Origin of the sequence: Streptomyces stelliscabiei, from assembly GCF_014873495.1 — a bacterium.
GTDB lineage: Bacteria > Actinomycetota > Actinomycetes > Streptomycetales > Streptomycetaceae > Streptomyces > Streptomyces bottropensis.
Window position 1 is genome coordinate 6,957,229 of record NZ_JADBGF010000001.1, and the last position, 23,823, is coordinate 6,981,051.

The 23,823-nt window shown below is 72.0% G+C and carries 19 protein-coding genes; 14 read left to right on the top strand and 5 right to left on the bottom strand.

Annotation, left to right across the window (positions count from 1 at the left end; translation table 11 throughout):
• Window positions 1–69: 69 nt before the first annotated feature.
• The 5 genes from H4687_RS30995 to nudC all read left to right on the top strand — a co-directional run bounded on the left by H4687_RS30995 (window position 70) and on the right by nudC (window position 10,313).
• Complete coding sequence (locus H4687_RS30995) at window positions 70–435, top strand: MGMT family protein (protein ID WP_046916948.1); 366 nt, start codon at window positions 70–72, stop codon at window positions 433–435.
• 311 nt (window positions 436–746) lie between these two features.
• Window positions 747–4,172, top strand: a complete 3,426-nt coding sequence (locus H4687_RS31000; protein ID WP_107086308.1) for an ATP-dependent helicase — start codon at window positions 747–749, stop codon at window positions 4,170–4,172.
• A 57-nt stretch (window positions 4,173–4,229) separates the two neighbouring features.
• A complete protein-coding gene (locus tag H4687_RS31005; RefSeq protein ID WP_046917155.1) occupies window positions 4,230–7,847 on the top strand; it encodes an ATP-dependent DNA helicase in 3,618 nt (1,205 codons plus the stop codon).
• Between the two features lie 10 nt (window positions 7,848–7,857).
• The gene (locus tag H4687_RS31010; RefSeq protein ID WP_046917154.1) at window positions 7,858–9,270 is read left to right on the top strand and encodes a dipeptidase; all 1,413 of its coding nucleotides are present in this window, start codon (window positions 7,858–7,860) and stop codon (window positions 9,268–9,270) included.
• Between the two features lie 95 nt (window positions 9,271–9,365).
• On the top strand, window positions 9,366–10,313 hold the full coding sequence (nudC, locus tag H4687_RS31015) for an NAD(+) diphosphatase (protein ID WP_046919468.1): 948 nt from the start codon (window positions 9,366–9,368) through the stop codon (window positions 10,311–10,313).
• A gap of 32 nt (window positions 10,314–10,345) precedes the next feature.
• On the opposite strand, the gene H4687_RS31020 is transcribed toward nudC, so the two are convergent.
• Window positions 10,346–10,588 (bottom strand): mycoredoxin, encoded by a 243-nt coding sequence (locus tag H4687_RS31020; RefSeq protein ID WP_020113977.1) that lies wholly within the window; start codon window positions 10,586–10,588, stop codon window positions 10,346–10,348.
• A 240-nt stretch (window positions 10,589–10,828) separates the two neighbouring features.
• Between H4687_RS31020 and H4687_RS31025 the strand changes: the two genes are divergently transcribed.
• The 5 genes from H4687_RS31025 to H4687_RS31045 all read left to right on the top strand — a co-directional run bounded on the left by H4687_RS31025 (window position 10,829) and on the right by H4687_RS31045 (window position 14,757).
• On the top strand, window positions 10,829–13,048 hold the full coding sequence (locus H4687_RS31025) for an ATP-dependent DNA helicase UvrD2 (RefSeq protein WP_046919469.1): 2,220 nt from the start codon (window positions 10,829–10,831) through the stop codon (window positions 13,046–13,048).
• 164 nt (window positions 13,049–13,212) lie between these two features.
• Window positions 13,213–13,536: a hypothetical protein gene (locus H4687_RS31030; RefSeq protein ID WP_046919470.1), complete on the top strand. Its 324-nt coding sequence runs from the start codon at window positions 13,213–13,215 to the stop codon at window positions 13,534–13,536.
• 173 nt (window positions 13,537–13,709) lie between these two features.
• Window positions 13,710–14,078: a WhiB family transcriptional regulator gene (locus tag H4687_RS31035; protein WP_005480495.1), complete on the top strand. Its 369-nt coding sequence runs from the start codon at window positions 13,710–13,712 to the stop codon at window positions 14,076–14,078.
• A complete protein-coding gene (locus tag H4687_RS31040) occupies window positions 14,075–14,398 on the top strand; it encodes a hypothetical protein (protein ID WP_046919471.1) in 324 nt (107 codons plus the stop codon). The genes H4687_RS31035 and H4687_RS31040 overlap by 4 nt, the downstream gene beginning before the upstream one ends.
• A gap of 149 nt (window positions 14,399–14,547) precedes the next feature.
• Window positions 14,548–14,757, top strand: coding sequence for a hypothetical protein (locus H4687_RS31045; protein ID WP_005480493.1), 210 nt, complete (start codon window positions 14,548–14,550; stop codon window positions 14,755–14,757).
• 72 nt (window positions 14,758–14,829) lie between these two features.
• Here the strand turns inward: H4687_RS31045 and H4687_RS31050 are convergent, their stop codons facing one another.
• Both H4687_RS31050 and H4687_RS31055 read right to left on the bottom strand, forming a co-directional pair.
• Window positions 14,830–16,185, bottom strand: a complete 1,356-nt coding sequence (locus tag H4687_RS31050; protein WP_046919472.1) for an ABC1 kinase family protein — start codon at window positions 16,183–16,185, stop codon at window positions 14,830–14,832.
• The gene (locus H4687_RS31055) at window positions 16,178–17,443 is read right to left on the bottom strand and encodes a TOMM precursor leader peptide-binding protein (RefSeq protein WP_046919473.1); all 1,266 of its coding nucleotides are present in this window, start codon (window positions 17,441–17,443) and stop codon (window positions 16,178–16,180) included. Before H4687_RS31055 ends, H4687_RS31050 begins: the two co-directional genes overlap by 8 nt.
• 218 nt (window positions 17,444–17,661) lie before the next feature.
• On the opposite strand from H4687_RS31055, the gene H4687_RS31060 reads away from it, so the two are divergent.
• The 4 genes from H4687_RS31060 to H4687_RS31075 all read left to right on the top strand — a co-directional run bounded on the left by H4687_RS31060 (window position 17,662) and on the right by H4687_RS31075 (window position 21,624).
• On the top strand, window positions 17,662–18,258 hold the full coding sequence (locus H4687_RS31060) for a M48 metallopeptidase family protein (RefSeq protein ID WP_046919474.1): 597 nt from the start codon (window positions 17,662–17,664) through the stop codon (window positions 18,256–18,258).
• 265 nt (window positions 18,259–18,523) lie between these two features.
• On the top strand, window positions 18,524–20,158 hold the full coding sequence (locus tag H4687_RS31065; RefSeq protein ID WP_050399618.1) for a TerD family protein: 1,635 nt from the start codon (window positions 18,524–18,526) through the stop codon (window positions 20,156–20,158).
• An 8-nt stretch (window positions 20,159–20,166) separates the two neighbouring features.
• Window positions 20,167–20,844 carry an AIM24 family protein gene (locus tag H4687_RS31070; RefSeq protein ID WP_046913066.1) on the top strand — a complete coding sequence of 226 codons (678 nt, stop codon included), beginning with the start codon at window positions 20,167–20,169 and terminating at the stop codon, window positions 20,842–20,844.
• Between the two features lie 27 nt (window positions 20,845–20,871).
• The gene (locus tag H4687_RS31075) at window positions 20,872–21,624 is read left to right on the top strand and encodes an AIM24 family protein (protein ID WP_046913065.1); all 753 of its coding nucleotides are present in this window, start codon (window positions 20,872–20,874) and stop codon (window positions 21,622–21,624) included.
• A 146-nt stretch (window positions 21,625–21,770) separates the two neighbouring features.
• Here H4687_RS31075 and H4687_RS31080 read toward each other — a convergent pair whose 3' ends face one another.
• Both H4687_RS31080 and H4687_RS31085 read right to left on the bottom strand, forming a co-directional pair.
• On the bottom strand, window positions 21,771–22,286 hold the full coding sequence (locus H4687_RS31080; RefSeq protein ID WP_046913064.1) for an NUDIX hydrolase: 516 nt from the start codon (window positions 22,284–22,286) through the stop codon (window positions 21,771–21,773).
• On the bottom strand, window positions 22,283–23,698 hold the full coding sequence (locus H4687_RS31085) for a zinc-dependent metalloprotease (RefSeq protein ID WP_046913063.1): 1,416 nt from the start codon (window positions 23,696–23,698) through the stop codon (window positions 22,283–22,285). Before H4687_RS31085 ends, H4687_RS31080 begins: the two co-directional genes overlap by 4 nt.
• Window positions 23,699–23,823: the final 125 nt, after the last annotated feature.

Below are 23,823 nucleotides of genomic sequence, written 5' to 3' on the forward strand. Positions count from 1 at the left end.
CCCGGAGCGAGGGACGCACGCGTCGGCCGCCTGGTCCCATTGTCGGTGGGGTGGGGCAGGATGGGGCGGATGAGCGAGGAGAGCCTTCCGGCGGACGCCCTGCCGGAGTACGCGGAGCGGGTCCTCGAGGTCACCGACCTGATCCCGCCCGGACGGGTCATGACATACGGGGACGTCGCCGAATGGCTGGGGGAGGGCGGCCCGCGCCAGGTGGGCCGTGTGATGGCCCTCTACGGGGGCGCGGTCGCGTGGTGGCGGGTCGTCCGCGCCGACGGCGTCCTGCTGCCCGGACACGAGCTGAGAGCCCTGGACCGCTACCGCGTGGAGGGCACCCCCCTGCGCGAGGCGAGCCGCACGGCCGAGGGTCATGTGCCGCGCGTCGACATGAGACGGGCACGCTGGGACGGCGGAGAGCACGCGGAAGGGCCCACCTGACGGCCGTCGGCCGCCGGCGGACCGCGGTGCGCCCGCTGCTCCGAACGGGGGAGGCGTGGCACGTCGGTGCCATGCCGTACGTTCGTGGGGCGAGGGGCGCACGTGTCGCGCGAGCCGGAAGGGAACAAGAGGAAGCCCCGCTTCCGTACCACCGGTCGGCGTAGCGTCGGCTGCGCGTGTCCCTCTCACCCCGCGGCCACCGGCCTCCCCGAGCGGCAGGCCGCGCACCCGTCTCCCGACCACCACTCCTCGGCGTCGGCGCACCGCGTCGGCAGTGACCTCTCGCACACCCACCAGGACCGGCGAACCACGTGAGCTCCTCTTTCTCCACCAGGCGCCTGTCGCACCCCCAGGTGCGACCGGGGAGCCGTGGCGCTTACCGACTGGTGCGTACCCCACCGGCCCGCAGGAACCCCCCTCGTCTGGACGCCGAGCAGCGCGGCGTGGTTGACCACCGGAGCGGCCCTCTGCTCGTCCTCGCGGGTCCGGGGACCGGCAAGACCACCACCCTCGTCGAGTCCGTGACGGCCCGCATCGCCGGGGGAGCCGATCCCGCGCGGGTGCTCGTCCTGACCTTCAGCCGCAAGGCCGCCGTGGAGCTGCGCGACCGGATGGCCCTGCGCATGGGCGCCGCCCGCGCCCCGCAGGCCACCACCTTCCACTCCTTCTGCTACGCCCTGATCCGCGCCCACCAGGACAGCGACCTGTTCGTCGAACCCCTGCGGCTGCTGTCCGGCCCCGAACAGGACGTGGCCGTGCGCGCACTGCTCGCGGGCCAGCCCGACCTGGAGCGCCTGGGTCTCGCACATGTGCGCTGGCCGGACGAACTGCGTGCCTGCCTGACCACGCGCGGGTTCGCCGACGAGGTCCGCGCGGTCCTCGCCCGCAGCCGCGAACTGGGCCTGGCCCCCGAGGACCTGCGGGCCTTCGCCGCGCGCATCGGCCGACCGGACTGGCTCGCGGCCTCCGCCTTCCTCGCCGAGTACCTCGACGTCCTCGACCTGCAAGGAGTGCTCGACTACGCGGAACTGGTCCACCGGGCCGTGCTCCTCGCCGGCCGGCCGGCGGTCGCCGAGCGGCTGGCCGCCCAGTACGACGCGGTCTACGTCGACGAGTACCAGGACACGGACCCCGCACAGGTACGACTCCTGAGGGCCCTCGCGGGCGGCGGCCGCACCCTGGTGGCGTTCGGCGACCCCGACCAGTCGATCTACACCTTCCGGGGCGCCGACGTGAACGGCATCCTGGAGTTCCCCTCGGCCTTCCCGCGCGTTGACGGCCGCCAGGCCCCGGTGGCGGTCCTGAGGAACTCCCGCCGCTCGGGAGCGGACCTGCTCGCCGCCACCCGGCTGCTCACCCAGCGGATGCCGCTCACCCGCCTCCCCGCCGAGAAGGTGCGGGCCCACCGCGAGCTCCGGCCCGTGCAGGACGGCGGCCGCGTCGAGGTCTACACGTACCCGACCTCGGGCACCGAGCTGGACAACATCGCCGACGTCCTGCGGCGGGCCCACCTGGAGGACGGCGTCGCGTGGAGCGAGATGGCCGTCCTGGTGCGCGCCGGCGCCCGTACGATCCCCTCGATGCGGCGCGCCCTCACCGCCGCGGGCGTCCCTCTGGAGATCGACGGCGACGACCTGCCCCTGCGCCACGAACCGGCCGTACAGCCCCTTCTGACGGCGCTGCGGGCGGTCGCGCGGGCGGAGCTGGAGGCGGCGAACCGCGCTGCCTCGGCCGAGGAGGGCGACGACTTGTCCGACGCCCCCGCCCACGGGCCCGACGTGTCGTCCGACGCCCCCGCCCACGGGCCCGACGTGTCGTCCGACACTCCCGACCACCCGTCCGACGCGCCCGAGTCGCAGCCCTCCTGGCTGGACACCGAGACCGCTCTCACGCTCCTCGCCTCGCCCCTCGCGGGCATGGACACCGCCGATCTGCGGCGCCTCGGCCGCGCGCTGCGCGAGGAGGAGCGCGCCGGCGGCAACCCCGTACCACCGCCCTCGGACGAACTGCTCACGCGCGCGCTGGCGGAACCGGAGCGACTGGTGGCGCACGATCCGGTGTACGCGCGGGGAGCGCAACGCCTGGGCGCGTTGCTGCGCAAGGCCCGCGAGCGACTCGCGGGCGGCGGCACCGCCGAGGAGGCGCTGTGGGAGCTGTGGGACGGCACCCCGTGGCCCAGGCGACTGGAGCGGGCCGCGCGGCGCGGTGGCGCGGCCGGGCGCAACGCGGACCGTGACCTCGACGCCGTGTGCGCGCTGTTCGCCACCGCCGCGCGCGCGGAGGAGCGCACCGGCGGCCTCGGCGCCCTCAACTTCCTGGCCGAGATCGAGGCCGAGGACATCGCCGCCGACACGCTCACCGGGCGGGCCGTGCGTCCCGACGCGGTACGCCTGATGACCGCGCACCGCTCCAAGGGCCTCCAATGGCGCCTGGTCGTCGTCGCCGGCGTTCAGGAGGGCCTGTGGCCGGACCTGCGGCGACGCGGCTCGCTCCTGGAGGCCGACCGCATCGGCCGCGACGGTCTCGCCGAACCGCTCACCCCGGGCGCCCTGCTCGCCGAGGAACGCCGGCTGTTCTACGTGGCCGCCACGCGCGCGCGTGAACGCCTCGTCGTCACCGCGGTGAAGGCACCGGCCGACGACGGCGACCAGCCCTCCCGCTTCCTCGCCGAACTCGGCGTCGAGCCCAGGGACGTCACCGGCCGCCCCCGCCGCCCGCTGTCCGTCGCCTCCCTCGTCGCCGAACTGCGCGCCACCACGGTGGACCCGCGCGTGTCGGACCCCCTGCGCGAGGCCGCGGCCCTGCGCCTGGCCAGGCTGGCCGCGCTGAGCGACGAGGACGGCCGCCCTCTGGTGCCGTCGGCGCACCCGTACCGCTGGTGGGGGATGTTCGAGCCCACCGAGAGCAAGGTGCCGCTCAGGAATCGCGACCAGCCCGTCGTGCTGTCCGGCAGCGCCCTCGACCAGCTCGCCAACACCTGTGCCCTGCAGTGGTTCCTCGGCCGCGAGGTGAAGGCGGACGCGCCCGCGACCGCCGCCCAGGGCTTCGGCAACGTCGTGCACGTCCTCGCCGACGAGGTCGCCTCCGGCCGTACCCCCGCCGACCTCGACGTCCTCATGGAGCGCCTCGACTCCGTGTGGAACGCGCTCGCCTTCGACGCGCCCTGGAAGTCGGAACAGGAGAAGCAGCACGCGCGCGTGGCGCTCGAACGCTTCCTGAAGTGGCATGTCATGGACCGCACGGGACGTACCCCGGTGGCCAGCGAGCACGACTTCGACGTCACCCTCGAAGCGGGCGACTACGAGGTGCGCATCCGCGGTTCCATGGACCGGGTGGAGACCGACGCCGAGGGCCGCGCGTACGTCGTCGACTTCAAGACGGGCAAGCAGGCCGTCAGTTCGGCCGAGGTCACCCGGCACCCCCAGCTCGCCGTGTACCAGCTCGCGGTCCGGGAGGGAGCCGTCGACGAGCCCTTCGGCGGCGTCCGGCCGGAACCGGGCGGCGCCGAACTCGTCCAGCTGAGGCAGGGCGCCGCCAAGAAGAACGGCGGCGAGGCCGTCCCCAAGGTGCAGGCACAGGAACCTTTGCAGGGGGAGTGGGTGGGCGATCTCCTGGCCACGGCCGCCGGCAAGGTCCTGGACGAACGCTTCTCCCCCACCGCGGGACAACACTGTGCACACTGCGCTTTCCGGGCATCGTGCAGTGCCCGCGCGGAGGGCCGTCACGTGGTCGAGTGAGGCCGCCCGAGGGTGACCCGGCATCCGCTGTCAGTGGCCGGCGCTAGCCTCTGTGGAATGTCCGCCCGTATCAGCGATCCCGAGCAGCTCAAGGAGCTCCTCGGCATCCCGTTCACCCCGGAGCAGACGGCCTGCATCATCGCGCCGCCCGCCCCGCAGGTGATCGTCGCCGGAGCCGGGTCGGGCAAGACCACGGTGATGGCCGCGCGCGTGGTGTGGCTGGTCGGCACCGGACAGGTCGCGCCCGAACAGGTCCTCGGCCTGACGTTCACCAACAAGGCGGCGGGCGAACTCGCCGAGCGCGTACGCAAGGCCCTGGTCAGGGCGGGCATCACCGACCCGGACGCGATCGACCCCGACCACCCGCCCGGCGAGCCGGTCATCTCCACCTACCACGCCTTCGCGGGCCGCCTCCTGACCGACCACGGCCTGCGCATCGGCCTGGAACCCACCTCCCGGCTCCTCGCCGACGCCACCCGCTACCAGCTCGCCGCCCGCGTGCTCCGGGAATCCCCGGGCCCGTACCCGGCGCTGACCCGCTCCTTCCCGGACCTGGTCGGCGACCTGCTGACCCTCGACTCCGAACTCGCCGAGCACCTCGTACGACCCGAGGACCTGACCGCCTACGACACCGCACTGCTGCGCGAACTGGAGAGCGTCAAGCTCACCAACGCGGACCTTCGCAAGGTCCCCGAGGCGGCCGCCGCCCGCCGCGAACTCACCGGACTGGTAATCCGCTACCGGGCGGCCAAGCGCGAGCGGGACCTCCTCGACTTCGGCGACCAGATCGCCCTGTCCGCCGGTCTCGCCGGGCTCCCCGAGGTGGGCCGCATCCTGCGGGACGAGTTCCGGGTGGTCCTGCTCGACGAGTACCAGGACACCTCGGTCGCCCAACGCGTCCTGCTGGCCGGCCTGTTCGGCGGCGGCACCGGCCACCCCGTGACCGCGGTCGGTGACCCCTGCCAGGCCATCTACGGCTGGCGCGGCGCCTCCGTCGCCAACCTCGACGACTTCCCCGACCACTTCGCCCCCCCCGACGGCCGGCGCGCGACCCGCCAGGCGCTCAGCGAGAACCGCCGCAGCGGCGGACGTCTCCTCGACCTCGCCAACGGCCTCGCGGAGCCCCTGCGGGCCATGCACGCGGGCGTGGAGGCCCTCCGGCCCGCCCCCGGCGCCGAACGCGACGGCGTGGTCCGCTGCGCCCTGTTGCACACGCACGCCGAGGAAGTCGACTGGCTCGCCGATTCGATCGCCCACCTCGTGCGCACCGGCAAGGAACCCGGCGAGATCGCCGTCCTGTGCCGTACCGCCACCGACTTCGCCGAGATCCAGGGCGCGCTCGTGGCCCGTGACATCCCCGTCGAGGTCGTCGGCCTCTCCGGACTGCTCCACCTCCCCGAGGTCGCCGATCTCGTCGCCGTCTGCGAGGTCCTCCAGGACCCCGGCGCCAACGCCTCCCTCGTCCGCCTCCTGACCGGCCCGCGCTGGCGGATCGGCCCGCGCGACCTCGCCCTCCTCGGCCGCCGGGCCAGGCTTCTCGTCTCCCACGCGCGCGTGGGAGACGACGACCCGGACCGCAGGCTCGCCGCGGCCGTCGAGGGCGTCGACCCGTCCGAGGTGATCTCACTGGCGGACGCGCTGGACACGTTCCTGGAAATGCCGCTCGAAGCCGAGAGGGAGGACGACGGGCTGCCGTTCTCGCCCGACGCGCGCGTGCGATTCGCCCGGCTCGCCGCCGAACTGCGCGACCTGCGTCGTTCGCTCGCCGACCCGCTCATGGACGTCCTGCACCGCGTGCTGGCCGTCACCGGCCTGGAGGTGGAACTCTCCGCGTCCCCGCACGCGCTCGCCGCTCGCCGCCGCGAGACCCTGTCGAACTTCCTGGACATCGCCGCCTCCTTCGCCGCCAACAGCGCCGGCGAGGCCACCCTGCTCGCCTTCCTCGGCTTCCTGCGGACGGCCGCCCAGTACGAGAAGGGGCTCGACAACGCGCTGCCGGGCGGCGAGAACACCGTCAAGGTGCTCACCGCCCACCGGTCCAAGGGCCTGGAATGGGATGTCGTCGCCGTCCCCGGCCTGGTCACCGGTACCTTCCCCAGCACGCAGGGCCGCGAGAAGTGGACGGCACAGGGCAAGGTCCTGCCCCACGAGCTGCGCGGCGACGCCGACACCCTCCCCGACGTCGAATCGTGGGACTCGCGCGGCCTGAAGGCCTTCCAGGAGGCCATGAAGGACCACCAGCACACCGAGGAACTCCGCCTCGGCTACGTCACCTTCACCCGCCCCCGCTCCCTGCTCCTCGGCTCGGGGCACTGGTGGGGCCCGTCCCAGAAGCGCCCGCGCGGGCCGTCCGACTTCCTCACAGCCCTCCACGACCACTGCGCGGCCGGGTACGGCGAGATCGAGGCCTGGGCCGACGAGCCCGAGGAGGACGCCGAGAACCCGGCCCTCCACGAGTCGGCGGCCGACCACGCCTGGCCACTCCCGCTCGACGACACGGCCCTGCGGCGCCGCCGCGCCGCCGCCGCGACCGTACTGGCCCACCTGGAGCGGGCCGCGTCCCACGAGGACGCACACCCGGGCGCCGACCACGCCCCGGACCCCCACTCAGCGGACCACCCGGACTGGCCACCACCGCCGGACGACGAGGAACTCCTGTACGAGGACGACGCCTTCCCGGACGACGTGCCCCCTGAGGACGACGGCCCTGCGGCGGACGACTTCGGCGGCCCCGACGAGGAGGACACCAGCGGCTGGGACTCCTGGTCGGCGGACCGCCCCGCACGGGCCGTGCACGCGCGCGTGGAGCACCCCGCGCGGGACGCGCGAACGCCGGCCGTGCCGCACGCTCGCAGGCACCCCGCCGCGTCCGGTCTCACCCCCGAGGAAGCCCGCACCGTCGCCTCGTGGGACCGCGACCTGGACGCCCTCGCCGGAGAACTCGTGCGGGCCCGCGCCAAGGTCACCGACGTACCGCTGCCCGCGTCGCTCACGGCCTCGCAGCTGATGCGTCTGGCGGCCGATCCGGACGGCTTCGCGCAGGAGCTCGCCCGCCCCATGCCCCGCCCGCCGCAGCCCGCGGCCCGCCGCGGCACGCGCTTCCACGCCTGGGTCGAGGCCCGCTTCGAAGAGCTGCGACTGCCTATGCTGGAGCCCGAGGAACTGCCGGGCAGCGAGGCCGAGATCGCCGACGAGCTGGACCTGGAGGCACTCAAGGAGGCCTTCGAACGCACCCCCTACGCGCAGCGCACGCCGTACCGCGTCGAGGAACCCTTCCAGCTGGGGATCGCCGGCCGCGTCGTGCGCGGCCGCATCGACGCCGTCTACCGCCAGAGCGACGCCGCCGGGACGACGACGTACGAGATCGTCGACTGGAAGACCGGCCGCACCCGCACCGCCGACCCGCTCCAGCTCGCGATCTACCGGCTCGCCTGGGCCGAACAACAGGGCGTGCCCCTGGAAGCCGTCGGAGCGGCCTTCCTGTACGTCCGCACCGGCGACGTCGTACGACCCGAAGGCCTCCCCGGCCGGGACGCGCTGGAACGGCTCCTCCTGGAGGATCCCGGCGCCGACGGGACCCCGGATCCCGAGGCGGAGCGGCCGGAACCGGCGGCGGACGGGCCCGGGGCGTCCATGGACGAACCGCCGGACGAGCGCGTCGGTGCGGGCCGATAGGCTCGTGAGCATGAGCCAGTCCGTTGACAGCGACGTCAGCGTCGTCCGTACGTACATCCGGAACCACCGTGCCGCCTTCCTCGACGACCTCGTGGAGTGGCTGCGCATCCCGTCGGTGTCGGCGCAGCCCGAGCACGCGCCGGACGTACGGCGCAGCGCCGACTGGCTGGCCGCCAAGCTGAAGGAGACCGGCTTCCCCACCGCCGAGGTCTGGGAGACGCCGGGCGCCCCCGCCGTCTTCGCGGAATGGCCCGCCGCGGACGCCGACGCCCCCACCGTCCTGGTCTACGGTCACCACGACGTGCAGCCCGCGGCCCTCGCGGACGGCTGGGACACCGAGCCCTTCGAACCGGTGATCCGCGGAAACCGGCTCCACGCGCGCGGAGCGGCCGACGACAAGGGGCAGGTGTTCTTCCACACACTCGGTGTCCGCGCCCACCTCGCCGCGACCGGCCGGACCGCCCCCGCCGTCCACCTGAAGATGCTGATCGAGGGCGAGGAGGAGTCCGGCTCCCCCAACTTCCGCGCCCTCGTCGAAGTGCACGCCGAGCGGCTCGCCGCCGACGCGGTCGTCGTCTCCGACACCGGCATGTGGGCCGAGGACACCCCCACCGTGTGCACCGGCATGCGCGGCCTCGCCGAGTGCGAGATCCGGCTGCACGGCCCCGACCAGGACATCCACTCCGGCTCCTTCGGCGGCGCCGTACCGAACCCGGCCACCGAGATCGCCCGCCTCGTCGCCGCCCTGCACGACGAGCACGCGCGCGTGACGATCCCCGGCTTCTACGACGGCATCGCCGAACTCACCGAGCGCGAGCGCGAACTCTTCGCCGAACTTCCTTTCGACGAGGAGCGCTGGCTGCGCACGGCCAGGTCCACGGCGGCGCACGGCGAAACCGGACACACCACTCTGGAACGGGTCTGGGCCCGCCCGACCGCCGAGGTCAACGGCATCGGCGGCGGCTACCAGGGCGCGGGCAGCAAGACGGTCATCCCGTCCTCTGCCATGGTGAAGCTGTCCTTCCGCCTGGTCGCCGGACAGGACCCGGACCACATTCGCAAGGCCGTCACCGCCTGGGCCGCCGAGCGCGTCCCCGCCGGGATCCGTCACGAGATCACGTTCAGCGGTTCCACCCGCCCCTGCCTGACACCGCTGGACCACCCGGCCCTGCGATCGCTGGTGCGGGCCATGGGCCGTGCCTTCGAACAGCCGGTCCGCTACACGCGCGAGGGCGGCTCCGGGCCCGCCGCCGACCTCCAGGAGGTCCTCGGCGCACCCGTGCTCTTCCTGGGCATCTCCGTCCCCTCCGACGGCTGGCACGCCCCCAACGAGAAGGTCGAACTCGATCTGCTCCTCAAAGGTGTCGAGACCAGCGCGTACCTCTGGGGCGAGCTGGCCCGAGGCCCTCGCGAGGCACACTGAAGAAGACTCCGCACGCCCCAGCCCGCCCGCCCGCCGCACGCCCCGCCGAACCGCCCGCCCAATCAACCGTTTCACCGGGGGAGTTGGAAGCACCCGTGACCACCTGGACCGACCACACCGCTGACCGCCCCATCGCGCTCACCGCGCCCAGCGGCATCGACCGGGCCGCCCACCACCGGCTCGACGAGGCCTGGCTCGCCGCGGCGTGGAGCCACCCCACGACCCGCTGCTTCGTGGTCTCCGGCGGCCAGGTCCTCATCGACGAGACCCCGGACGGCACCACCGAACTCGTCATGATCCCCTCGTTCGAGGCCCCGCTCACCGAGGCGCACCGCTACTTCCTGGGCACCGACACCGACGGTGTGAGCTATTTCGCACTGCAGAAGGACGCGCTCCCCGGCCGCATGGACCAGTCCGCGCGCCCGGCAGGTCTGCGCGAGGCGGGCATGCTGCTGTCACCGCGTGACACGGGTCTCATGGTGCACGCGGTCGGTCTGGAGAACTGGCAGCGCACCCACCGCTTCTGCTCCCGCTGCGGCGAGCGCACGGTCATCGCGGCGGCCGGTCACATCCGCCGCTGCCAGGCCTGCGGCGCCGAGCACTACCCGCGCACCGACCCCGCGGTGATCATGGCGGTCACGGACGACGACGACCGCATCCTGCTCGGCCGCCAGGTCCACTGGCCCGAGGGACGCTTCTCCACCCTCGCGGGCTTCGTGGAACCCGGCGAGTCCATCGAGCAGTCCGTGCGGCGCGAGGTCCACGAGGAGGTCGGCGTCACCGTCGGCCAGGTCGAGTACGTCGCCAGCCAGCCCTGGCCCTTCCCCTCCAGCCTCATGCTGGGCTTCATGGCCCGCGCCACCTCGACCGTCGTGAACGTCGACGGCGACGAGATCCACGAGGCCCGCTGGTTCTCCCGCGAAGAGCTGCGGGCCGCGTTCGAGTCCGGGGAGGTCCTGCCTCCCTACGGCATCTCGATCGCGGCCCGACTGATCGAACTCTGGTACGGCAAGCCCCTGCCGACGCGAAGTCACATCGGTTAGACCCGGTCCGCAGCGGCTACAACCCGCCGCCGTTACGCGCCGATCTTCTGCTTGACCTGCGCCAGCGAGGGGTTCGTCAGCGTCGAGCCGTCCGGGAAGAGGACGGTGGGGACCGTCTGGTTCCCGCCGTTCGCCTTCTCCACGAAGGCGGCCGAATCCGGGTCGTGCTCGATGTTGATCTCGTCGTACGTGATGCCCTCGCGGTCCATCTGGCTCTTCAGCCGACGGCAGTAGCCGCACCACGTGGTGCTGTACATCGTCACAGTGCCCGGCATGTCCCTGGCGCTCCTTCACGGTCTGAGGGGTGCTGCTCGCAGTGAGTGGAACGTACGCGACACGCCCGCCATTCCCTGACGCGGGTGGCGTCCACCACCCCGCGCGGTGCGTCCGCCGCACCGGAGACAGGGTGCCCGCCGCACCGTTACGCGAAGGCGCCTGTCGTATTGATACGACCGCAGAGGTCTGCCTGTGGACAACGCGCTCAGCCGTCTCCGGCGACCTGGCAGCATGGCCATGTGACAGCAGCAACGCACTCCACCCTCTTCCCGCGGGTCCCTGACTCGGCCGACGCGGTGCTCGACGGGCTCGACCCCGAGCAACGCGCGGTGGCGACGGCCCTGCACGGTCCGGTGTGCGTGCTGGCGGGCGCCGGCACGGGCAAGACCCGGGCGATCACCCACCGGATCGCCTACGGGGTGCGCGCCGGGATGCTCCAGCCCGCCGGCGTGCTGGCCGTCACCTTCACCAACCGCGCCGCCGGCGAGATGCGCGGCCGTCTGCGCCAGCTCGGTGCCTCCGGGGTCCAGGCCCGGACGTTCCACTCGGCCGCGCTGCGCCAGCTCCAGTACTTCTGGCCGAAGGCCGTCGGCGGCGCCATGCCACGCATCATCGACCGCAAGATCCCCCTCGTCGCGGACGCGGCCGCCGCCTGCCGCATCCGTCTCGATCGCAATGAACTCCGCGACACCGCGGCGGAGATCGAGTGGTCCAAGGTCACCCGGACCGTGCCCTCCGACTACGCCGCCGCGACCGCCAAGCACGGCCGCGACGCCCCCCGTGACCCGGCCGAGATCGCCAAGATCTACGCGACGTACGAGGACCTGAAGCGTGAGCGGGGAGTCATCGACTTCGAGGACGTCCTGCTGCTCACGGTCGGCATCCTCCAGGACCGCCAGGACATCGCCGAGCACGTCCGCTCCCAGTACCAGCACTTCGTGGTCGACGAGTACCAGGACGTCAGCCCCCTCCAGCAGCGTCTCCTGGAGCTGTGGCTGGGCGACCGGGACGACCTGTGCGTCGTGGGCGACGCCAGCCAGACGATCTACTCGTTCACTGGCGCAACTCCCGACCACCTGCTCGACTTTCGTCACCGCCACCCCGGGGCCACCGTCGTCAAGCTGGTCCGCGACTACCGCTCCACCCCGCAGGTCGTCCACCTCGCCAACGGTCTGCTCTCCCAGGCGCGCGGCCGCGCCGCCGACCATCGACTCGAACTGATCTCCCAGCGCCCCCCGGGCCCCGAGCCCCGCTACACCGAATACACGGACGAACCCGCCGAGGCCGAAGGTGCCGCCCGCCGCATCCGAGATCTCGTCGCCGCCGGTGTGCCCGCCGGCGAGATCGCCATCCTGTTCCGTACGAACTCCCAGTCCGAGATCTACGAGCAGGCCCTCGCGGACGCCGGAGTGCCCTACCAGCTGCGCGGCGCGGAACGCTTCTTCGACCGCCCCGAGGTGCGCAAGGCAGGGGCGGCGCTGAGAGCCGCCGCCCGCTTCGGGGGCAACGACACCGCCCTCGAGGACGCCGTGGACCTTCCCTCGCAGGTACGGGCCGTGCTGTCCGGCGAGGGATGGACCGGTGAACCGCCGGCGGGGTCCGGCGCGGTCAGGGAACGCTGGGAGTCGCTGGCAGCCCTGGTGAGCCTGGCTCACGACTTCGCCGCGGCCAAGCCCGACGCCACACTCGGCGACCTCGTGGCGGAACTCGACGAACGCGCGAACGCCCAGCACGCCCCGACCGTCCAGGGCGTCACCCTCGCCTCCCTGCACTCCGCGAAGGGGCTGGAGTGGGACGTCGTCTTCCTGGTCGGTGTCGCCGAGGGCATGATGCCGATCACCTACGCGCGAACGGACGAACAGATCGAGGAGGAGAGACGGCTCCTCTACGTGGGGGTCACCCGCGCCCGCGAACGGCTCTCGGTCTCCTGGGCCCTGTCCCGGTCGCCCGGCGGCCGCCCCAACCGCCGTCCCAGCCGCTTCCTCGACGGACTGCGCCCCGGTTCCACCGCCAGGGCGGGCCGGACCGGCAGCAGCGGCGCCGGGAGCGTCGAACTGGGATCGGGGGGCGGCCGGACGGGTGACGTCACGGGCGGCACCGAGGCGGTCGCGCGACGCACCAGCCGAACCCCTGCCCGCTGCCGTGTCTGCGGGCGCACCCTGCGCGACGCCGGCGACATGAAGCTGATGCGCTGCGAGGACTGCCCCTCGGACATGGACGAAGGCCTCTACGAGCGACTGCGCGAGTGGCGCGCGGCCCAGGCCCGACGCAGCGGCCAGCCGGACTTCTGCGTCTTCACCGACCGGACCCTGATGGCGATCGCAGAAGCGGGGCCGAGCACTCCGGTTGAACTGGGTCGCATCCCTGGCGTCCGTGCCCGCAAGCTGCAGCGGTACGGGGCCGATGTTCTGGACATCTGCGCAGGTCGGGAGCCTGCATGCGAGGACGGGGACGACTGATACGAACTCGTCGAAAAAATAGTTTGCGCATGCCCCAGGAATCCCCATAGGTTCTTAGGCACGAGAGCAGCGGCCTTCTCGAAGGCCCTGGTTTCGTGGTGTACTTCATATCCGTCGGATTGGCTCATGCCGGTCCCCATAGACGCCGAGAGGAGGCGAGTCCAGTGATCAGCATCAACACCAGCTTCATCAGCACGGTCAAAATGACCGATCGCTCGGCCGTCTCCCTGTGCATGCTCGGTGTCTCCAACCTGGGTACCGGTCTGTCCGCCATCAGTGGCGGCCGTCCGGCCACCTCCGTGTCTCTGGCGGGTCTCCCCGTCCGTGAGCGCAATGAGCGACCGACCAAGGCACTGGAAGCAGCAGTAGAGGCACAGGCCCAGGCCTATGCCTTCGCGGCGGCCGGTGCCGGATTCCGGAAGCAGACGACGCAGCACCACCTGATGTGGGCCTTCCGTGGGCCTGAACCCTGGAGTGATCCAGCCTGATCGACGATCAGGCCGGCGCCTTCAGGGCCGCGGAACCCCACCCGGGATCCGCGGCCCTTCTGTTTGTCCCCGACCGGGGGCTACAGAGCGAAGGGGCCTCGGGACAAGAAAAGAACCCGGTACCAGCCGCCACCGGCCAACAGGCCGGAACGACCAGACGAGGAAGACGAACCGTGCAACTCGAAGCGCACGCCCCGTCCGTACCGCCTTCCGAAACGATCCCCCCGCCCGGCCTCACGGAGGACTCCACCTTGACCCCGCTCACCGCGCTCACCGCGCTCGACGACGCCATCGAGAACCTCGGCGTACCCGTCCCCTGCCGTTCCTACGACCCGGAGGTCTTCTTCGCCGAGTCGCCGGCCGACGTCGAGTACGCCAAATCCCTCTGCCGCACCTGCCCGCTGATGGAGGCCTGCCTCGCCGGCGCCAAGGAGCGGCGTGAGCCCTGGGGTGTCTGGGGTGGCGAGCTCTTCGTCCAGGGTGTTGTCGTGGCCCGCAAGCGGCCTCGTGGTCGCCCGCGCAAGAACCCGGTCACAGCATGAACATCACCGGAACGATCGACCGCCCCCTCACGCACGACCCCAAGAAGCAGGCCCCGATGAAGCCGCCCACGAGCGAGCCCCTCGGCTCCGTGACTCCAGACTGCACCACCACCGGCGCGAACGCCTCGCGTCAGAACAGGACCCGAGAAATGCATCTCATGCCAGAAGCCCTGGCTCGTGCGCATATGCACGAGCGCCTGCACCAGGCCGAGCAGGAACGCCGGGCCATGCGCCTGGCGGTCGCCCGCCGGATGCAGCGCCGGGCCGAGCGCGCGTCGATGCGCGCCCGCCGTGCGCTCGCCATGGCGGTCATGCAGTAGCCGCCACGCGGCGACCGGCATCACCAGCCTGACCAGGCACATCAGAACCACCGAAAGCAGTCGCTCCCCGCGGGGGCCGGTCCGAACGGGCCGGCCCCCGCGGCGCGTGGTGACCCCGGATCCGTCGACCGCGGGGCTATCGTCGCCGGGTGACGAGTCTTTCCGGAGACAGCGACAACGGCGGCTCCGCCGCAGAACCTCAGACCCTCATGTGCGCCCGCTGCGGCACCACCGCCGAAGCCCCTCAGCCCCTGTGGATCTGCTCCGTGGAGAACGGCCGACGGCACTACTTCTGCGCCGCCTGCGCCCGCGAGAACCTGCGAGCCATCGAGGGCCGCCTGGACTCCGCCTGGTGGTGAGCCCCGGGCAGGGCCTCGGCGCGAGGACGGCTTCCCGGCGCCCGCCCCTGTTCCGTCGACCGCGCGAACCGGTCACGCCTCCGCGGCAGACTCGCCCTCCTCATCGTCGAGCAGGAACCCCGGCAGCCACTCCTCCAGCTCGTCGCGCATGCGGACGGTCGCGCCGAGCTGGCACAGCACGCCGATGGTGCTCAGCGTCACCCGGTGGATGAGGAGGTAGGACGGAGGCAGGTTCAGCTGCTTGCCCAACTGGTGGGCCGGGGAACGGGGGTCGGCGATGCGGGCGGCCTGGCTGCGCATCCAGCCGCGGGCGAAGGAGAACTCGTCGGCGCGGACCGGTTCGATGATGGGGTGCAGATAGTCGAGGACCGCGTCCGGGTCGAGGTCTATCGACTCCTTCACGAAGCCCTCCGTGCGGAGCATCTCGTAGACGGCCTCGGCCTCGCCCTCGATCGTCAGCCGCAGGGCCGCACCGATCGGGGCCGGCAGCCCGCCCGGCAGACGGTCCACCGTGCCGAAGTCCAGGACTCCGAGACGCCAGCCGAGCTTCTCGTCCGGCAGCAGACGGAAGTTGCCCGGATGCGGGTCGGCGTGCAGCAGACCGGTGCGGGCCGGACCGGAGAAGAGGAAGCGGGTCAGCAACTGGCCCGCCCGGTCACGCTGCTCCTGCGTGCCGTCGGTGATCACCTCGGAAAGAGGGGTGCCCTCCATCCACTCGGTCACCAGCACCTGATCGCACTGGTGCACCACGGCGGGAACGACGACGTCCGGGTCGCCCGCGAACTCCTCAGCGTGGGCCTGCTGGGCCTGCGCCTCCAAGCCGTAGTCGAGCTCTTCGGAGACGCGGTCCCGCAGCTCCGCGATGAGCGGTTTGACGTCCATCCCGGGGATCAGCGGACCCAGCAGACGAGCGAACCGGCTGAGCTGGCCGAGATCGGAGAGCAGAGCCTCGCCCGCGCCCGGGTACTGCACCTTCACCGCGACAGTGCGTCCGTCGTGCCACACCGCGCGGTGCACCTGGCCGATCGAGGCCGCGGCGGCCGGTTTCTCCTCGAACTCCAGGAACAACTCCTGCCAGTTCTCACCGATGCGTTCTCGCAGTACGGAGTGCACCGTGCTGGTCGGCATCGGGGGAGCGGCGTCCTGGAGCTTCGTCAGGGCCGCGCGGTACGGGCCCGCGACCTCCTCGGGGAGCGCCGACTCGAAGACGGACAGGGCCTGCCCGAACTTCATCGCGCCGCCCTTCAGCTCGCCCAGCACCTTGAACAGCTGCTCCGCCGTGCGCTGCTGGAGTTCACGGCCCACGAGCTCCGCCGACTCACCGACGATTCGCTTGCCGAGTCCCCAGGTGGCCCGGCCTGCGATGCCGAGCGGAAGCGCGGCGAGCTTGGCGGTCCGGGTGACCGCCTTCCGGGGAAGATCAGACATGCGCCCTCCAAGTCCCAGCAGGCCGTGCCGCGTGTGCCTTGCGGGACAACCTCGTTGACCGCTGTTGCTCCGCCATTGTCGCGCGCGCCTGCCCCTTCTTTGGGGTGTGTTCCCCGTTACCTTTCGCCGCGCCGCCCTTTTCCGCGGCTGAGCAGGAACATGCCGGGTGGGGCCACACCGGACGAGAATGCCAGTCGAACCCCGGTGCCGAGACCTCCCAGCGAGCACCCGCGCTGGACGGCAGCTGCCCGTCGAGGAACGCCAGGGCATGCCCCGCGGCCAGTCCGGCGACGGTCGCGGCCAGCGTGACATCGCAGGCCTCGAGCTGATGAGGGCGTCCGGAACGCCACTGGGCGACCAGCCGCGGCCACGTCTCGTCGCGGTCGGCACGGCTCTGGTCGAGGCAGCCCGCGCACCCCGTCTCGCCCGGCAGGACGAGGGGGCCGATCACACCCGTCCCCTCCACGACGCCGGCATAGAGGTGAGGCGTGCCCGAGTCGATGAGCGGTTCGGCGGCCGCGGGCTTCGGGGCGTGGACGTCGACACCGGCCCGCGGGGCGAGGACCACCAGGGAGAAGCCCGGCTCCTCGCGCAGGCGGTCCAGCGACAGGTCCTCGGACGGGTCCGCGGGCTTCCCGGGACCGCGGCGACGACGCGGCGGGCGATCGGGTGCCGCGTGCCGGGCGGCTCGGCGTGCCGCCATGTCCCTGCGCTCACCGATCGACTCGGCCGGCAGACCACCGGGCGTCACATCCCACGGCTCGACCCGGCCGACATCGCGTACGTCCACCTCGCCGACGCCGGCCGCCGAGAGCACGGATGCGATCATCGCTCCCACGCGGCCCGCGCCCCGAACCTGCACTCTCAGTGATCGGCGGGCCGCCAGACGTTTCAAGGCGTCTCCCGGCTCGGGCGCGATCAACGAGAGTGCGGCGGCGTCAGGACGCAGCCGCTCCATGACCTCGCGTTTGCCGCGCAGCTCGTCCGCGGCCGGACCGCCGCCCGTCGCGTCGTCCAGCAGGCCGGATCGGGTGAGGCGGTCCACCAAGCCGTCCACATGACCGTCCGGCAGGCCCATCCGTCGTCCCTCCTCCCGCAGGAGCGGCAGTCCGCGTGTCCCGTCGAGCAGGGAGAGAAAACTGCCTGTCGTCGTGTCCATCGGACCCAGCACCATGGCGTGCGCCGGTACCAGACCGAACTGCACGGTGTTGAGATCCCGCCAGCCGCGCCGGAGCGCGGGCTTCACCATCGGATGCATGATCGGCCCCCGTCAGCCTTGGATAGGTCCCTGTGTGTCGACGGTGCGTGGGCACGGTCCGCCGACGAGTGCCAGCATGCACGGACCGCGACGAAGCCTGTCGAGAGTTGTCCACAGGCGGCGGCATCCGTATGACAAATCGGCGCTCGGAGTGCGGATCGATATCGAACCCTTCCGGAGGCGGGACTTCCCCCGTGTGCAGCGGGTAACGTCGGGACGTGCCCGCCGACCCACTGCACCGCGCCGGAAAGCCACAGCGCAGCACGACGAGCCAGCCGCCGAGCGGCTCACGAGCGAGCGCGATCGAGGTCCGCAGGAGCGCGCGACGGCGTAGAACCGTCTCCGCGTACCGCGAGGGCGATCGCACCGTCGTGCTCATCCCCGCCCGGATGTCCGAGGCGGAGGAGCAACGCTGGGTGACCGTCATGCTCGACAAGCTGGCCGCGCAGGAAAGCAAACGGCGCCTCGGCGACTCCGAGCTGACGGAGCGCGCAGCGCTGCTCTCGGACCAGTACTTCGGTGGCCGCGCCCGGCCCGCCTCCGTCCGGTGGGTCACCAACCAGAACACCCGCTGGGGCTCGTGCACCCCCGCCGAGGGCAGTATCCGCCTGTCGCACCGGCTGCAGGGCATGCCCGAGTACGTCGTCGACTACGTCCTCCTCCACGAACTCGCACACCTGCTCGTACCGGGGCACGGGCCCGGGTTCTGGCGGCTGCTGGAGGCCTATCCGCGCACCGAGCGGGCGCGCGGCTACCTCGAAGGAGTGGTCGCCGCCGACCGGCTGCCGCATCTGCCGGTCGCCCCGGACGAGTGACACGACCCACCGGCCGACATGGCGCACACGGGCCGACCCGGCGCACGGCCGGTGGCCGTAAGGCGCGAGGGGGCCCGCGGCCCCAGGTGAGGACCGCGGAAGGGGGGATCCACGCGCGTGTGTGTGCGTTTGTGAGATCGGTGACCGAAGTCGCGCTTTTGTACCGGCTCTGTACCAGCCTCGTACGCTTCACGACTTTGCGGTTAGCCTGACGCGACGCACTCGCAGGCGCACGCACATTCGGGATGGGGGACGGTCGTAACGCATGGCCAGGGAATTCCAACGCGGCCACAAGGCCAAGATCAGTGACCTCACCGCGGGCACGGATCTGTACGTAGGCGTACAGATCTCCGGCCCCGGGCTGACCTTCGACATCAGTTGCTTCGGTCTGGACGCCGACGAACGGCTGTCCGATGATCGCTACTTCGTCTTCTTCAACCAGCCGAAGTCCCCCGAGGAGTCGATCCAGCTCCTGGGTGCCCAGTCGGGTGACACGGAGTCCTTCCGCGTCACTCTGGACAGGATCCCGCCCCGGATCCAGAAGCTGTCCTTCACGGCGACCCTCGACGGCAACGGCCAGATGTCGCAGATCAGCCCCGGTTACGTCCGTATCGTCGCAGGTGGCGAGGAGGTGGCCCGGTACCCGTTCGACGGTTCGGAGTTCTCCACCGAGCGTGCCGTGATGCTGGGCGACTTCTACCTGAAGGACGTGTGGCGGTTCGCGGCCGTCGGACAGGGTTTCGACGGAGGCCTCGACGCGCTGCTGAAGAACTTCGGCGGCGAGGTCGCCGAGGAGGAGCCCGCCCCCGCACCGCAGCAGCCGCCGACCGGCGCCGCGCCAGGCTTCGCCCCGCCCGCGTTCGGTGCCCCCGCCGCTCCGGCGCCCGCACCGGCCCCGGCGCCCCCGCAGGGATACGCGCCCCCGGCGCCCGCGCAGGGTTACGCGCCCCCGGCGCCCCCACCCTCCGTGCACGCCGCGCCGACCATCGTCGCTCCCCTGCACACGCCGCCCGGCGGCACTGTTCCGCCCCCGGCACCGCCCGCCCCGTTCACCCCGCCCGGCGCGCCGCCCCAGGGCGGACCCTTCACTCCTCCGGGTGCCGCGCCCCAGGGCGGACCCTTCACACCTCCCGCCGCGCCCCCGCAAGGCGGACCGTTCACGTCCCCCGGCGCTCCCGGAGCCTTCCCGGGGCAGGCCCAGCCCTTCGGCGGCGGCACCCAGCTCGCGCCGGTTCCGCCGGAAGCGGGACTGCGGGCCGTACTGACGAAGTACTCCGAGGCACCCGTCGGCGACCGCTGGACCGAGCAGAACCCGCAGCTGGTTCGGACGACCCTCACCAAGGGCGCCAACATCCTCGCCAAGCAGGGCAGCATGGTCGCCTACCAGGGCGACATCGACTTCGCCCACAAGGGTTCCGGCCTGCTCGGCAAGTTGACGGGCCAGCTGACCGGTCAGGGCATGTCCCTCATGCGCTGTTCCGGAGACGGTGAGGTGTTCCTCGCGGACGAGGGCAGCCGCCTCTTCGTCATCCGCCTGGAGAACGAGCAGCTCTACACCAGCGCGCCGGGCGTCCTCGCCTTCGACGAGTCCCTGGACACGGAGGTCCGCCGGATCGAGGGCGCGGGCCTGCCGGGCGGTGGCCTGTTCAGCATGCTCTTCTCCGGCACGGGAGCGGTCGTCGTCAAGACGCGCGGCGTTCCCGTCGTCCTGCCCGTCGGCCCGGCCACCTACGTCGACGGCAACGCCGTCATCGCCTGGTCCGCCGGCGCGCAGGCCGTCACCACCACCTCGCTCAGGCTGCGCCGCTCCGGGTACGCCCGGCAGACGCAGGAGGCCATCAACCTCCAGTTCCGCGGCGCTCCCGGCAACTTCGTCGTCGTCCAGCCCTTCGAGGTGTGAGGCAGAGCATGGACCTCCAGACACTCAACGCACACCGCTCCACCGCCACCGGCGTCCGCATGAGCGTGCACAGCTCCAAGACGCTCAAGGTCACCATGGTCACCGGCCAGGACCTCCTGGCCAAGGCCGGCTCGATGATCGCGTACGACGGCTACGTGCAGTTCGACGGGCCGCCCGCCACGCTGCGGCGCAGCGCGGAGGAGATGGTCAGCGGCGAGGGCGGCAAGCTCATGCTCTGCCGGGGCGACGGGGACCTGTACCTCGCCGACTACGGCGGTGACGTCCTCATCCTCCATCTGAACAACGAGGCGCTGTCCGTCAACGGCCCCACCCTCCTGGCCTGCGACGCCTCGCTCCAGCTCTCCATCGAGCCGGTCAAGGGCCTCGCCAAGCTCTCCGGCTCGGGCCTGACCAACCTCGTGATCCGCGGCACCGGGTGGGTCGCCCTGGTCAGCCGGGGCGTGCCGATCTCCCTCGACTGCGCCGAACGGGAGACGTACGTCGACCCGGACGCGCTGATCGCCTGGACCGACGGGCTCGACATGAAGGCCCGTCGCACGATCAAGGCCAGTGCGCTCATCGGCCGGGGCAGCGGCGAGGCGTTCCAGATCGGTTTCAAGGGACGTGGCTTCGTGGTCGTCCAGCCCAGCGAGGACTCCGGCGACCGTTTCAAGATCCGTGGCTGACCGGGGCTGAGAGGAGAACAGCACACCATGCACAGCACGCTCTTCGCGCACATCCCGGTGAACCACACCGAGCGCTACACGCTGCAGAACCCACAGCTGCTCAAGACCGACGTCACCATCGGCAGCAGCCCCGTCCTGGCCCGCCAGGGCGCGATGGTCGCCTTCGAGGGGCAGGTCGACTTCGACAGCCAGTACCGCAACCGCAGCTGGCGCAACGCCGAGCGGATGACCGGCGAGCGCCTCGAACTCATGCGCTGCAAGGGCAACGGGATCGTGTATCTCGCCAACTTCGCGCAGTACCTGCACATCATGGAGGTCGGCAGCGGCGTGACCGTCGACTCCTCCGCCGTCCTCGCCTTCGACGGCTCCCTGAACGTCGGCATCGTCGCCGTGGACAGCGCCGTCGAGGTGGCCTCGGCCGGGGCGTACAACCTGGAGCTGTCCGGTGGCGGCAAGGTCGTCCTGATGACCTCGGGGGAGCCGCTCGCCCTGGAGGTGACGCCGGAGAAGAACATCTGCGTCGACTCGGATGCCGTCATCGCCTGGTCCACCTCGCTGCGGACCCAGTTGCAGGCGCCGACCTCGACGTCCGCCGTATGGCGCCGCAGGGGCTCCACCGGTGAGGGCTGGGAGATGCACTTCGGGGGCCATGGGCACGTCCTGGTGCAGCCGAGCGAGCTGCTGCCGCCGCAGCATCTGCGCACGTCCGGAGTGCTCGGACAGTTCGGCATGGGGGGCGGCGGACTGAGCGGGAACTCCCTCGGGGGCAGTCGCAACTGATCAGCGGGCACGTGTGCCGGCACATGGGTAAGGGGCGTCCGCCATTGGCGGACGCCCCTTACCGCGTCCGTCCCCCCGGCGGGGGCCTTCCCCACCCCCGGCGGCAGCACACCGCCCGACCGCGCACTCCCCGCGAAAGAGCGAGGTCAGAGCCGTGCTCGTGTGGCTTCCAGCAGGCGTACGACCGAGTCGTCGGCCACGGTGGGCACCTCGTCGTAGGCGAACCAGCGCAGGTCCAGGGACTCGTCGCTGATCGCCTCGACGGCGCCCACGGGGGCGAGGGCCGCGTACTGGACGTCGAGGTGCCAGGCGCACGGAGTGTGGTGGCGGTCGAGACGGACCGGCCCGCCGGGCAGCAGCGTCAGGCCCGCGATGCCGGACTCCTCCGTGACCTCGCGCAGGGCCGAACCCGCGAGGGTGCCGTCCCCGGGCTCGCAGTGGCCACCCATCTGGAGCCACATGCGCAGCTTCCGGTGGAGAGTGAGCAGTACCCGGCCGCGCTCGGGGTCGATCACCAGGCCGCTCGCCGTGATGTGCCCGTCGCCGCACGCCTTCCACATGCCGTCCGGGTGGGCCGCCAGATGGTCGAGGTACGCCTGACGCAGCTCAACCTGGTCCTCGTAGCTCTTCAGTACGAGGACCGCGTCGTCGTGCAGGCTCACTCGGTGTCGTCGTCCTTCTTCTTGAGGTCCGGCTTCTCGGTGGAGCCGCCCGCGGCCTCGCCGAGCATCTTGTCCAGCTCGGAGAAGTCCAGCTGCTCCCGGTGGACGAAGCCGTCCGGGTCGTCCAGGTCGGAGGCGGTGGGCAGCATGTCGGGGTGGGCCCACAGGGCGTCGCGGCCGTCGACACCGCGCGCGTCCGTGAGGGACGCCCACAGCCGGGAGGCGTCGCGCAGGCGGCGAGGGCGCAGCTCCAGCCCGATCAGTGTCGCGAAGGTCTGCTCGGCCGGGCCGCCCGTGGCGCGACGGCGGCGCAGCGTCTCGCGCAGCGCGTCCGCGGACGCCAGGCGCGGCTTCGCGGCGGCGTGCACCACCGCGTCCACCCAGCCCTCCACCAGCGCCAGAGCGGTCTCCAGACGGGCCAGGGCGGCCTTCTGGGCCGGGGTGTCCTCCGGCTGGAACATGCCCTGCTGGAGCGCCTGCTGCAGCTCCTCCGGGTTCTGCGGGTCGAACTGGCCGACCACGTCCTCCAGCTTGGCCGTGTCGACCTTGATCCCGCGCGCGTAGCCCTCGACCGCGCCGAACAGGTGCGAGCGCAGCCAGGGGACGTGGGCGAAGAGACGCTGGTGGGCTGCCTCGCGCAGGGCCAGGTAGAGGCGTACCTCGTCCTTGCCGACGCCCAGGTCCTTGCCGAACGCCTCCACGTTGATCGGCAGCAGCGCGGCCTTGCCGGCCGGGCCGAGCGGCAGGCCGACGTCGGTGGAGCCGACGACCTCGCCCGCGAGCACGCCCACGGCCTGCCCGATCTGCTGGCCGAACATGGCGCCGCCCATCGACTTCATCATGCCGATCAGCGGGCCGGCCATGGCCTGCATCTCCTCCGGAAGGATGTCGCCCATGGCGCCGCCGACACGCTCGGCCACCGGATCGACGAGCTCCTTCCAGGCGGGCAGGGTGGCCTCCACCCACTCCGCGCGGCTCCACGCCACGGCGGAGCCCGCGCCGGACGGCAGGGAGGTGGCGTCGTCGAGCCACAGGTCGGCCAGGCGGACGGCCTCCTCGACGGCGGTGCGCTCCGCGGGGCCGACACTCGCGTCCTTGGTGCCGTCGGTGGTGCCCTGGGCGACCGTCTGGCGGGCGATCTGCTTGGCCATGTCCCAGTTCACCGGGCCGCCCTCGTACGAGAGCATCTGGCCCAGCTGCTGGAAGGCGGCGCCCAGGTCGGTGGGGTTCATGGAACCGAACATCGCGGCGAACGGATTGTCGGCGCCGGGGCCGCCGGCCCCGGGAAACCCGAAGCCGAACGGGTTGGCCGGTCCCTGACCACCACCGCTCTCCTGGTCCTTCTTCTTGCCCTCGTCGCCGTCGTCCGGCTCCTCCGGCGGAAGGCCGAATCCGAATGGGGTGTCACTCACGGGATTCCTCGGCTGATAGGGCCATCGGTTTTCTCCGACGGCACGGCTGCCCGAACACCACCCAGCCTAGACACCACGGCGGGTTAAGGCCTCGGTGCTCCGCCGATCGATGGCCTGCGGCAGGA